We start from the raw sequence: 12,586 nt of genomic DNA on the forward strand, positions 1-12,586 counted from the left end.
CCGTCACGTGGCACGCAAGGCGGCGGTCACCCCGGTCCTGTCACCCTCCGGCGAAGCATCCCTGGCGATGCTCGCTGGCGTGGGACCGGCCGTGGCCGCCAAACTGCAGGCGCGTGGCCTGGCCACCCTGCAGGATCTCTGGCTGCACCTGCCGCTGCGCTATGAAGACCGCACCCGGCTGACCCGCATCGAAGACCTGCGCAACGGCGTTCCGGCGCAGGTGGAAGTACGGGTGATCGCGGTCGAGCGCGGCATGCGCTACCGGCCGATGCTGAAAGTGGCGGTGGAAGACGAAGGGCAGGGCACCCTGGTGCTGCGCTTCTTCCATTTCCGCCAGCAGCAGGTCGGTCAGTTCGCGGTCGGCAACCGGCTGCGCTGTTTCGGCACGCCCAAACCCGGCCACCTGGGGCTGGAAATCGTCCACCCCAGCTACCAGGTGCTGGGCCGCAACGACGATCCCGAACTCGGCGACCGCCTCGACCCGGTGTATCCCACCGTCGAAGGCGTGGGCCCGATGACGATGCGCAAGCTGATCGGCCAGGCACTGGACCGCCTGCCCGAAGAAAGCACGTTGGAACTGCTGCCGACCGGTTGGCTCGATGGCCTCGGCCTGCCGTCGTTGCGCAGCGCGCTGCTGACCGTGCATCGGCCGCCGCCGGACGCCGACCTCGCCGCATTGGCCGCCGGCACCCATCCGGCGCAGCGCCGCCTGGCGATGGAAGAACTGCTGGCCCACCACCTCAGCCTGCGTCGCCAGCGCATCGCGCTGCAGGCGCACCATGCGCCGCCGTTGGCCGGCCCCGGCAAGCTGGCCAAGGCGCTGCTGAAGCAGTTGCCGTTCGCGCTGACCGGCGCGCAGACGCGTGTGTTCAAGCAGATCCGCGAAGACCTCGCACGCCCCAGCCCGATGCTGCGGCTGGTGCAGGGTGACGTCGGCTCGGGCAAGACCGTGGTTGCCGCGCTGGCGGCGATGCTGGCAGTGGAGCAGGGCAAGCAGGTCGCGCTGGCCGCACCCACCGAGCTGCTGGCCGAGCAACATCTCAACAACCTGCGCGGCTGGCTGGAACCACTCGGCGTGCGCATTGCCTGGCTGGCCGGCAAGGTCACCGGCAAGGCGCGCGCCAAGGTGATGGAGCAGGTAGCCAATGGCGAAGCGCAGGTGGTGGTGGGGACGCACGCGCTGATGCAGGAGGCGGTGGTGTTCCAGGATCTGGCGCTGGCCATCGTCGATGAGCAGCACCGCTTCGGCGTGCACCAGCGGCTGGCCCTGCGTGACAAGGGTGCAGGCGGCAACAGTGTGCCGCATCAGCTGGTGATGACCGCCACGCCGATTCCACGCACGCTGGCGATGTCCGAATACGCGGACCTGGATGTGTCGGCCATCGACGAACTGCCGCCGGGTCGCACGCCGGTGCAGACAGTCGCACTCAACAACGACCGCCGCCCGGAACTGATCGAGCGCATCGCGCTGGCCTGCGAAGAGGGGCGGCAGGTCTACTGGGTGTGCACGCTCATCGAGGAAAGCGAAGAGCTGGACGCTACGCCGGCGCAGGCCACCTACGAATCGCTGCAGGCACTGCTGCCAGGCGTGCGCGTCGGTCTGGTACACGGTCGGCTGAAAGCGGCCGAGAAGCTGGCGACGATGGTGGCGTTCAAGGCCGGCCAGATCGATCTGCTGGTGGCGACCACCGTCATCGAGGTGGGCGTGGACGTACCGAATGCCTCGTTGATGGTGATCGAGAACGCCGAGCGCCTCGGGCTGGCCCAGCTGCACCAGCTGCGCGGGCGTGTTGGCCGCGGTTCGGCGGTTTCGCGCTGCGTATTGCTGTACCAGGCGCCGCTCTCGCAGATGGCACGTGAGCGCTTGCAGACCATGCGCGAAACCAATGATGGTTTCGTCATCGCCGAAAAGGATCTCGAACTACGTGGCCCCGGCGAACTGCTGGGCACGCGTCAGACCGGCCTGGCGGGTTTCCGCATCGCCGACCTCGCCCGCGACGCGGGCCTGCTGCCGGGCGTGCACGATCTGGCCGAGCGGCTGTTGGCCCAGCAACCCGCGCTGGCCGACCGCGTGGTACAGCGTTGGATCGGCACCGCCGTGCGCTACGCCTCGGCGTAAACGCCCCGGGATCAGTTCCCTTTGTGCAGCAGAGGGCTCTGGCCCCATTCCCGGGCGGCTCATCCACGCATGGCGTGGATCTACTTCGCGCCGCGCGCGTGAATCGAGCATGGCTCTACGCTACATGAAGCGTTCTCGATCATCTCGTGAATGTGTCGACCAAGGCCGACACCCGCCATCCCCCGGGAAACCAGCTTTTGACCTTAGCTGTTGCTGCTGCCGTTGTTCCGGCCCGGCGGGTGCAGGGCGCAGCCCTGCCGAACCCGAACCCCCGTACTTGCAACGGTCATCATCCCGGTCCACACTTCGTTGCCGATCTGAAGACGGCAACGATGACCCACAAGATCCCCCTGTTGATCGACACCGACCCCGGTGTGGACGACGCCCTGGCCCTGCTGATGGCCTTTGCCGACGAACGGCATGACGTGGTCGCCCTGACCATCGCCGCCGGCAATGTCGGCCTGCAGTACACCGTCCGCAACGCCCTCAAGCTCTGCGACGTCGTCGGCCGCGCCGACGTGCCGGTGTTTGCCGGAAGCCCGGATCCGCTGCTGCATCCCTCCGTCGACGCTGCGCATGTGCACGGCCGTGATGGCTATGGCGACGTGGACCTGCCGCCGCCGAGCCGCCAGGCCGAAGCCGAGCACGCCGCGTTGGCGATCCTGCGCCTGTCGCACGAACACGCTGGCGAGCTGATGCTGGTGATGCTCGGCCCGCTCACCAACCTGGCGCTGGCGCTGAAGCTGGATCCGACCCTGCCACAGCGCATCAAGCGCATCGTGGTGATGGGCGGTGCAGTGACCTGCCACGGCAACATCACCCCGGCCGCCGAGTTCAACATCGCCTTCGATCCGGAAGCGGCGCACGTGGTGTTCACCTCGTTCAAGCACCTTCTGGTGTCGGACTGGGAAGCCACCGTTGCTCACGGCCTGCCGTTGCAGGAAGCCGAAACATGGCTGCAGGCCGATTCCGATCGCGCCCGCTTCTACGAACTGATCTCGCGCAAGACCCGTGGTCTGTCCGAGGACAGCAAGGGCGGCCGTTGGTACACCGCCGATGCCGTGGCGATGGCCTGGGCGCTGAACCCGGAAGGGCAGCTGCAGGTGGAATCGCGGCCGCTGAACGTGGAACTGAACGGCACGTTCAGCCGCGGTGCGACCATCGTCGACTGGAACCGCCAGACCGGCCAGCCGGACAACTGCGATCTGCTGATGGCTTACGACCAGGGGCGTTTCGAGGCCCTGGTACGCCAGGCCCTGGGCGCGGATTGAAGTCCGTTTCCCGGCACCGGTTGCTCCGGGCGGCAACCGGTGCTTATAATGCCGCTCTTGACCACCAGCCCATTTACGGTGTGAGCCCATGAAGGCCGATATCCATCCGAACTACCGCGACGTCGTCTTCCATGACGTCACCTCCGATTTCAAGATCCTGACCCGCTCGACCATGAGCACGAAGGAAACCATCAAGTGGGAAGACGGCAACGACTACCCGCTGGTGAAGGTTGAAATTTCCTCGGCTTCGCACCCGTTCTACACGGGCAAGCACAAGGTCATCGACACCTCGGGCCGTATCGACAAGTTCCAGAAGCGCTACGCGCGCTGATCTGTCGATCCTGCTTGGAACCGACGGCCGCGCTCTGCGCGGCCGTTTGTTTTTCCCCAACGCCCGCCCAACGAGCGTTTGGATGAACGGAACACTGCGTTCGTGTGACAACGCTTTTGCCGATCCGGGCCGCTGGCTGGCCGGGTTCTGGCCGCCTGCCGTCTACGACTTCTGTCTAGCGCCGGGCAAATGCTGCTGTGCGATAATGGCGTGATCCCCGGCACAGGCCGAGGACGTCATTCACGTGCCTGACCAATGCGCTTGGGCAGGCGCCTTCCCATGAAGGAGCGCACACAGTGTCCGATCTTGATCAGGTCACGCTCAACGCCGGCGATACGTCGGTCGTTCTGCCCGTCATCAAACCCACCCTTGGCAACGACTGCGTCGACATCGCGAAGCTGACCAAGGAAACGGGGTACTTCACCTACGATTCCGGTTTCACCGCGACGGCCAGCTGCAAGTCCGCCATCACTTACATCGACGGCGACAAGGGCGTGCTGCTGTATCGCGGCTACCCGATCGAGCAGCTGTCGGAGAAGTCGAGCTACGTCGAAGTGGCCTACCTGCTGATCAACGGCGAGCGCCCGAGCGCCGAGCAGCTGAAGGCCTTCACCGACGAGCTGGCCGCCGAAGCCAACGTCGATGCGTCGATCAACACCCTGATCGGCACCTTCGCCAAGGATGCCCATCCGATGGCCATCCTGACCGCCGCCATCGCGCAGCTGTCGGGCATCTACCACGCCTCGCTGGACCTGTCCGACGCCGAACAGCGCCGCCAGGCCGCCGTGCGCCTGATTGCCAAGGTGCCGACCCTGTCGGCGCTGATCTACCGCCACGGCAAGGGCCTGCCGGCCAACACGCCGGACACCTCGCTGGACTACGTCAGCCGCTTCCTGAAGCAGACCTTCGAATCGGCCGACGGCCAGTTCGAACTGAACCCGGATGTGGTCAAGGCGCTGGACCTGCTGTTCATCCTGCACGCCGACCACGAGCAGAACGCCTCGACCTCGACCGTGCGCCTGGTCGGTTCGACCGGTGCCAACCCGTATGCATCGGTCGCCGCCGGCGTCACCGCGCTGTGGGGTCCGGCCCACGGCGGTGCCAACGAAGCCGTGCTGAAGATGCTGGAAGAGATCGGTTCGGCCGACAACGTCGAGTCCGCCGTGCTCAAGGCCAAGGACAAGACCTCCGGCTTCCGTCTGATGGGCTTTGGCCACCGCGTCTACAAGAACTTCGACCCGCGCGCCAAGGTCATCGGTGAGATGACCGGCAAGGTTCTCAAGCAGCTGGGCGTGCAGGATCCGCTGCTGGACGTGGCCGTGAAGCTGGAGCAGGCCGCGCTGCAGGACGAGTACTTCGTTGCCCGCAAGCTGTACCCGAACGTCGATTTCTACAGCGGCATCATCTACAAGGCGCTGCAGATCCCGACCGAAATGTTCACCGTCATGTTCGCCCTGGGCCGTACCTCCGGCTGGGTGTCGCATTGGCTGGAACAGCAGGTCGACCCGGAAATGAAGATCGGTCGTCCGCGCCAGGTCTACACCGGCCATGACGTGCGTGACTACCAGGGCTGATCGTCCCGTGTAGCTTGTAGTGAAAGCGCCCCGCATCCGCGGGGCGTTTTTTTTGCGCCACGGATTGTGCTGGCTCCACGCCATCGAGCCCAAGTAGATCCACGCCATGCGTGGATAAGCCTCAACAAATCCATCCCGTACCCGCCTCACGCGCGGCGCCTTCAGCCGCCACGCGCAGGCCCCGTACTACACCTCCGAATACCGGCTCGGCGAACATCCCAGCACACGGCGGAAGCCAGCGGAAAACGCACTGGGGCTCGCGTATCCGAGGTCCAGCGCGACACGGGTCACGGCCTGCCCCTGTCCAAGCCGCTCGATGGCCGCCAGCAGGCAGACCTGTTGGCGCCATTCCGCAAAGCTCACCCCGGTATCGGCGCGGAACATGCGCGTGAACGTGCGCCGGCTCATGCCTGCGTCGGCGACGACGTCATCAAGGCGGACGGCCAGCGAAGGGGTATCGAACAACGCGCGGCAGACACGTGCAAGGCGTGCATCGGCAGGCAGCGGCGCATGCAGGGACAGTGTCGGCATCGATGCGATTTCCGCCACCAGCAACTGCATCAGCTTGCCTTCACGCCCGTTCTCGTCGTACAGCGCAGGCAGATCCACTGCAGCCTCCAGCAACTGTCGCAACAACGGCGATACCGCATACACGCGGCACTGCATCGGCAGCGCCACTGCCGTCGCCGTTCCGGCAGACAGGAAGGCGTTGAGCATCGTCACTGGGCCGCGCATGGTCATCTCATGGGCCAGCCCGGCGGGTACCCAGCAGGCGCGCTGCGGTGGCACCAGCCAGCGTCCCTGTGGCGTCGTCACGCTGATGGTGCCGCGCGCAGCGAACGCGAACTGCCCGCGCCGGTGGGCATGGCGGGGAAACGTGGACTCGGCCGCGTAGTCGTTCGAAGTGACCACGACGTCGCGTGGCAGGTCTTCGTAGGGGTCCAGCAGCGAGTTGCGCATGGCCCGGATTCTATAGCGATTGACCCGTCGTCGACGGTGCGCCTGAGGTTCGCTGCCTAGCATCGGGGATTCCCCCAACTGCACTGGAATCCCATGACCAACACATTCCATCGCGTGGGCAACGGTCCGCATCCGGTCCTGGTCCTGCATGGCTGGTTCGGCGATGCCCATGCCTTCGAGCCGATCGAGCCCTGGCTGTCCGGCGATGCATTCACCTACATCTTCATGGACTGCCGAGGTTACGGCGGCATGCGCGAGGCACGCGGTGCGTACACCATCGACGAGGTCGCCTCCGATGCGCTGGATCTGATGACCTCTCTCGGCCTCGAGCACTTCAGCGTGGCCGGTCATTCGATGGGGGGAATGGCCATCGAGCGGATTGCGGTGCTCGCGCCAGCGCGTGTGCGCGGGATGGTGGCCATCGCACCGGTGCCGTGCGGCGGGGTTGCCTACGATGCCGATACGCGGGCCATGCTCGAGGCGGCCGCCGCTGACGTGGGACTTCGCCGGGGCATCATCGACCGTAGTACCGGTGGACGACTGCCCGCGTCATGGCTGGACTGGAAGGCTGCGTATTCGATGAGCCGCTCCTCGGCAGGGGCATTCGCTGCGTACTTTCCTGCCTGGGCGGATACGGACTTTGGCGACGATATCGTCGGTGCGCATCCGTTGAAGGTGCTGGTGGGTGAGCACGACCCTACCTTCAACACCGTGCTGATGGAGAAAACCTATCTGCGTCGCTATCGGCACGCATCGCTGGAAGTGATGCGCAATGCCGGCCACTATCCGATGAATGAAACGCCGTTGGCGCTGGTGGCTGCCATGGAAGCATTTCTTGCATCGCTTTTCTGATCAGTCCGTGGCGTCGGGCGATGCTCGGCTGCCGCTGTCGCGTCGTACGCGCCGAGTCGAGTATGGCGCTCTTGTGCAAGGTGCGGTTCGCGCAATGAGGCTTGTTGCAAAGATCGAATGAGGAAAAGTGCATAAGTCCAAAACATTGAGCGCCTTCAAGGATCCTTCTTAACGTTCAGCAATTTAGGAATGCTTGAATGGTCGGCATGGACCTGGATTCCTAACATTCTCTCCGTCGCCCGCATCCCTTTCCGCAGGCGGCGCTTCCCTCCTTTTCTCCTTGAGGAGGGGAGCTTTCCCCATTCCCCGTGTCCGAGAGAGACAACCATGCACTCCATTCTGAAGAAGGCCACGCTCGCTGCAGCGCTGGCCACCGTTTCGCTGTCCGCCAACGCCTTCGACGCCGACATCAAGGTCTGGGCCAACGTCGACCCGACCCTGGCCCTGCTCAAGGCCGATGGCACCGCACTGGATTCGGTGGTCAACATGGTCCACAACCCGGTCAGCGGCCTGGTGCCGTGGTCGCAGCAGGTGCGCGTCTACTCCAACGATGAAGACAAGGACATCGAAGTGCGCGTCGGCAGCACGCCTCAGCTGCTCAACACCGATGGCAGTGGCGCCCCGGTACCGCTGACCGTCAGCCTCAACGGCAAGGCGCTGACCGTGGCCGCACAGGACTTCACCGCCTCCGACCTGTTCGACGGCGCACTGCCGGGCGCCTCGATCCCGATGCCGCTGCGCATTGCGCAGACCAACCAGGCGCCGATTGCCAAGGGCGGTACCTACGAAGGCATTGTCACGATCGCCATGCAGCAGAAGACCACCAGCCCGTAAGGCGCCCGCGCCGGCCCGCTTGCCGGGCCGGCCGCTTCCGGTAACTCCCCCATGAAAGCTCCCGCACCCGCCCTCACCCGGCTGGCGGTCGCGCTCGCCTTGTCGTTGGCCACGCCATTGGTCGCCGCGCGCGGCGTTCCCGCCGGTTTCGAGGATCTGGTCGAAGGCCAGACCGAACAACTTGAGGTACGCCTGTTCGGTCGCTCGACCGGGCTGGTGCCGGTGCGCGTGACGCTGGAACACGTGCAGCTGGAAGCCCCGGCCGAGGCACTGCAGGCCTTGCAGCTGCCCGCCGAGGCACAGGCTGCGTTGTTGCCAGCATTGTCACAGCCGCTGCCGCGCAACAGCCATCTGGCCTGCCGTTACGGTGGCGCCAGCGCCGGTTGCGGTTACATCGATCCCCCCGAGGAGCCCACCGCCGTGCGCGCGCTGTATGACGAAGGCGAGGGCGCTGTGCGCCTGTTCGTCGCCCGCCAATGGATTCCCGGTGAACCGGCCGCCGAGCGCTACCACCAGGTCAGCGCCAATGCCGAAAATGCCTTCCTGCACCAGCACACGCTCAATGTCAGTGGTGGCCGCGGCTACCAGTCGCTGGCCGCGCAGGGCATGGGCGCGCTGGGCGTGCTCCAGCGCGGGCACCTGTCCGCCGACTGGACCTTCAGCCAGCAGCACTACCGCGGTGGCCGCGCGCACCGTGATTTCCAGCTGGACAACGCCTACTACCGCCATGACCTCGGGCAGCAGCACTACCTGCAGGCCGGGCGCATGGATCGCCGCAACCTGAGCAGCCCGCAGGGCGGCACCTTCAGCTTCAGCATGCTGCCGATGGACCGCTTCCAAGGCCTGCGCCTGGGTACCACGCAGGCCTACGTGGATTCCGCTGCCGCCGTACAGGCCACGCCGCTCACCGTGCTGCTGGCACGCGATGCACGGGTGGATGCGTTCGATGGCGAGCGCCTTCTGCAGACCTTCTACCTGCAGGCCGGTATCAACCAGCTCGATACGCGCCGTTTCCCGCTGGGCAACTACACCATCACCCTGCGCATCTACGAAGACGGCGTGCTGGTGCGCAGCGAGGAGGCGCCGTTCGACAAGGGCGGCGACTGGACCGACAGCAGCGTGCAGTGGTTCATGCAGGGCGGCCGCCGTAACGAGCGCCGCAGCGACCGCTTCGACGACGAGCTGGCAGCGATGGCCGGCCTGCGCGTGCCGGTATCGCGCAACGTGGCAGTGACGGCCGGTGTCGCCGACCTCGGCGGCTTCAGCTATGGCGAACTGCGGCTGGACGTGCGTCACGTGTTTGCCACCCAGGAGATCCGCGGCACCTTCAGCGGCATGCACGGCAGCGATGGCAGCCGTGGCCAGCAGCATCAGCTTTCGTACCGCCGCCGCGCCTCGTGGAATGTGTACCACCAGCGCATGCGTGGCCGTGCATGCCAGTTCGAGGACGATGCGCGCGACCGGCTCGGTTGTGCTGATTCGCTCAGCGCCTCGATGGCGCTGCCGGTGGCCGGTGGCAATGCCTATCTGGCCTATACCCGCCGCCAGACCTGGCGCGCAGGCACCGTGCAGCCGGGGCTGGGGGATGACCCGCTGGCCGGGCTCGACCCGCTGTTGCCGCCGTGGCTGCCACAGCCCACGCGCGTGCCGCAGCTCAGCCGCACCTGGCAGGCCAGTTACAGCCGCAGCCAGCGCTGGGGCGAGTTCAGTGTCTCCAGCCGCATCGGCGTGTGGCAGCAGACCAGTGGCGGCGGCCTGCGCGATGGTCGTGACCGCGGCATCTATTTCAACTTCAGCCTCAATCGCCTGCAGCGCGGCGACCACGGCAGTTCGCAGCGCCGCTACGGCCTGGATGTGCGCCAGCCGCAGCACGCGCGGCCCGACGTCAACTACAGCGCCGGCCAGACCCTGCGCCAGGAATACGAAGACCAGTACCGCGAAGTGTCTGGCGAACTACGCGGCAACAACAACGAACGCTACAGCGCCACGCTGAGCGGGCAGCTGCAGAACCGCATCGGCCAGACCGGCGCCACGGTATCGCGCTACCAGCACCAGGGCGGCAACGAGGTGGCGTACAGCGCCACACACAGTTCCGGCCTCGCGATCGGCTCGCGCGGCCTGTACTGGGGCGCAGGCGTGGGCGCCGATGCCGGCTTGGCGGTGCAGGTGGACGGCACCGACGACCTGGACCTGACCGGCGTTGCCGCCGAGCTGCAGGTGGGTGGACTGCGCCGGCAGCGGCTGAAGCTGGGCGAACGTCGCCTGCTGCCGGTGTCCGCCTATCAATCGCACCGCGCCGAAGTGCAGGATGCCAGCGCATTGGACAGCATCGCGGCGGTCCGCGTGAGCGGCGTGGGTGGCGCGCGCCCGCTGTTCCTCTCGCCCGGGCGGCTGGTACGCATGCCGGTGCCGATTGAAGTGACCTATACCTTCATCGGCAACGCCCACGACATCGCCGGTGCACCGCTGCGCGGCGCCCGCATTCTCAACGCGCCGGTGCCTGGCACCGGCAGCAACGGAGGCTTCGTGGCCGACTTCCCACGACGCGAAAAGACCCTGTACCTGCTGCAGGACGACCGGCTGCTGCATTGCCCGCTGCAGGTGCGCGAGCGCCGCAGCGTGGTGATGCTGGTGGGCGCTGTGCAGTGCGAACCCTTGGCCGTGGCGCAGCTACCTGCTGACATCCGGCATCAGGCACGGGTGACACGACTGCTGCAGGAGCAGGCGTTGATCGCCGCCACGCCGCAGACCGCGGCAGCGGGAGGTGCGCAGTGAGCCGCCGGGTGTGGTGGGTGATGGCGGTGCTGTGTGCGCTGGTGGTATTGGCGCCGCGAGCGATGGCGCAGCAGCCGCCGGAGACGCATCCGACGAGTGAGCATCGCGGCATCGTGATGAGCTGGGATCGCTCTGCGATGCCGGGGGATATCGAGTTGTGGGCGCCGAGGACTGTGCTTGGCTATGAGCTGTCCGGGACGCTTGATTACGGAAGTCTCTATCTGACCTGCAAGTCGAACAGCGACGCCGCGACCGGAAGATGCCCGGTCAATGACACGCTGGAGAATGCGACAAACCTCAAGAGCGTTATTCCTCTTCGTTTCACCGAGCAGCGAAGTGGAATGACCGAGGAGATTGAAGTAACAGCGGATCTGCGTAGAGGTGACGCCACAGTTGACTGCAGCCTGGATTATTGGGACAGCTCGACTCGCTACATATGGTCTTCGACTTTCACGCCATGCTTCGGAAAGCCCGTAGGCACTGCTGTATCGATGGAGATACAGAGGCAGCAGCTTGAGAGATTGGTTGCAGGAAGATGGAAGGCCCAACTGGCTCTCTCGCTGCACACGCCCTCTCAGTCGGGCATCGCAACGTACAAGTTCGATTTCGAACTTGCCATCACCGACTACAACGCGGTCTCCATCTACTTCCCGCTCTTCGACCAGGTCACGCCACACGTCGGCTTGAACCTTCAGTACGACCCGATCGCACAGACCGTCGGCGGCCGAGCCCAACTCGACATGTGCCTGTACGACGGACTTGGCTCGCAAAGCCAGTACCTGGGCGTCACCGTGCGCGATAGCGGGCCACGTCCTCCGGGGCCTTCCGGCTACTCGGTCTGGCACACCGACGGCGGCGGTGACGCCACGCAGCGCGTGGACTACACCGTCACCCTTGATCACAACGGCAGCGCCCTGCCCATGCGCAACGGCGTGGAGCAGCTGCTGCATGGCATCGATACCGCAAAGCTGCGCTTGGTGCTGCTACCCGGCATGACGCAGCCGGTGTTCTGCGTGCCCACGCCACTGACGCTGGAAACCCCCCGCGTGCCGGTCAGCAGCAAACGCCCCGGCTATTACGACGGCGATCTCAAGGTGGAACTACGCGTTCCCACTGTCACGCCCTGATTCCCATGGAGCCCCCGATGAAGCCCCTCATTCGCTGCCTGCTTCCCCTGTCGCTGCTGATGGCGATGCCTGCCCACGCCAACCTCACCGTGCATCCCATGCGCACGTCGGTCGACGTGAAGAAGGGCGCACAGATCCGCATCTATTCGCAGTCCACCCAGCCGCAGTACGTGCAGGCCTCGATCAAGCGCATCGTCAATCCGGCCGGTGCAGACGAGCAGGAGGTTGAGGTCGAGCCCGGCGAAGCAGCCATCGCCATCACGCCCGGCAAGTTTGCGCTGGCCGGTGGTGGCAATCGCCTGATCCGGGTGATTCCGCTGCAGCCGGTCGAGAAGGAAACCGCCTACCGCGTGTACTTCGAAGGTGTGCGTGGCCCTGAAGGGATCGAACGCGCAGGCGAGGGTGAGCGTGCACAGGCCAACATCGGCGTCAGCCTGGTTTGGGGGGCGCTGGTCAATGTGCTGCCCGCGCAGCCTGCCATGGCGGTACAGGTGGAAGGCAATCGCCTGCGTAACACCGGCACGGTGCGAGTGGGCATCACCAGCATCGCCGATTGCGATGGTGCGCGCTGCACCGCGCACGACGTGTCGAGAAGCCTGTACCCGGGCAGCGCGCTGGAACTGCCTTTCCCCGTGCAGCCGGGACACACGCTGCAGATGCGTTACCGCCTGACCCGCGATGGCTATCGCGAACACGTACAAACCTTGGCGCCCAGCGCCGGTTGATTCCCCAGCCCCGCCAGC

10 protein-coding genes are annotated in these 12,586 nt (G+C 65.8%); 9 read left to right on the forward strand and 1 reads right to left on the reverse strand.

All coding sequences use genetic code 11. The features are described from left to right. Window positions 1-7 precede the first annotated feature (7 nt). The 4 genes from recG (at window position 8) to ABH900_RS06990 (ending at window position 5,295) form a co-directional block, all read left to right on the forward strand. Window positions 8-2,119 carry an ATP-dependent DNA helicase RecG gene (recG, locus tag ABH900_RS06975; protein WP_429622164.1) on the forward strand — a complete coding sequence of 704 codons (2,112 nt, stop codon included), beginning with the start codon at window positions 8-10 and terminating at the stop codon, window positions 2,117-2,119. Between the two features lie 332 nt (window positions 2,120-2,451). Beyond that, complete coding sequence (locus ABH900_RS06980) at window positions 2,452-3,390, forward strand: nucleoside hydrolase (protein ID WP_429622165.1); 939 nt, start codon at window positions 2,452-2,454, stop codon at window positions 3,388-3,390. A gap of 88 nt (window positions 3,391-3,478) precedes the next feature. After that, window positions 3,479-3,721 carry a type B 50S ribosomal protein L31 gene (locus tag ABH900_RS06985; protein WP_006389217.1) on the forward strand — a complete coding sequence of 81 codons (243 nt, stop codon included), beginning with the start codon at window positions 3,479-3,481 and terminating at the stop codon, window positions 3,719-3,721. Between the two features lie 296 nt (window positions 3,722-4,017). Further along, window positions 4,018-5,295 carry a citrate synthase gene (locus tag ABH900_RS06990; protein ID WP_429622166.1) on the forward strand — a complete coding sequence of 426 codons (1,278 nt, stop codon included), beginning with the start codon at window positions 4,018-4,020 and terminating at the stop codon, window positions 5,293-5,295. Window positions 5,296-5,481: 186 nt separating this feature from the next. Here ABH900_RS06990 and ABH900_RS06995 read toward each other — a convergent pair whose 3' ends face one another. Further along, window positions 5,482-6,255 (reverse strand): AraC family transcriptional regulator, encoded by a 774-nt coding sequence (locus ABH900_RS06995; protein WP_429622167.1) that lies wholly within the window; start codon window positions 6,253-6,255, stop codon window positions 5,482-5,484. Window positions 6,256-6,369: 114 nt separating this feature from the next. On the opposite strand from ABH900_RS06995, the gene ABH900_RS07000 reads away from it, so the two are divergent. The 5 genes from ABH900_RS07000 (at window position 6,370) to ABH900_RS07020 (ending at window position 12,568) form a co-directional block, all read left to right on the forward strand. Further along, window positions 6,370-7,107: an alpha/beta fold hydrolase gene (locus ABH900_RS07000; protein ID WP_429622168.1), complete on the forward strand. Its 738-nt coding sequence runs from the start codon at window positions 6,370-6,372 to the stop codon at window positions 7,105-7,107. Between the two features lie 327 nt (window positions 7,108-7,434). After that, a complete protein-coding gene (locus ABH900_RS07005; RefSeq protein WP_429622169.1) occupies window positions 7,435-7,941 on the forward strand; it encodes a CS1 type fimbrial major subunit in 507 nt (168 codons plus the stop codon). A gap of 51 nt (window positions 7,942-7,992) precedes the next feature. Continuing rightward, a complete protein-coding gene (locus tag ABH900_RS07010) occupies window positions 7,993-10,716 on the forward strand; it encodes a TcfC E-set like domain-containing protein (RefSeq protein WP_429622170.1) in 2,724 nt (907 codons plus the stop codon). Next, on the forward strand, window positions 10,713-11,843 hold the full coding sequence (locus tag ABH900_RS07015) for a CfaE/CblD family pilus tip adhesin (RefSeq protein WP_429622171.1): 1,131 nt from the start codon (window positions 10,713-10,715) through the stop codon (window positions 11,841-11,843). Before ABH900_RS07010 ends, ABH900_RS07015 begins: the two co-directional genes overlap by 4 nt. Window positions 11,844-11,860: 17 nt before the next feature. After that, the gene (locus ABH900_RS07020) at window positions 11,861-12,568 is read left to right on the forward strand and encodes a pilus assembly protein (protein WP_049453337.1); all 708 of its coding nucleotides are present in this window, start codon (window positions 11,861-11,863) and stop codon (window positions 12,566-12,568) included. Window positions 12,569-12,586: the final 18 nt, after the last annotated feature.

The organism is Stenotrophomonas sp. AN71, assembly GCF_050435725.1.
In the GTDB taxonomy this organism is placed as follows: Bacteria; Pseudomonadota; Gammaproteobacteria; order Xanthomonadales; family Xanthomonadaceae; genus Stenotrophomonas.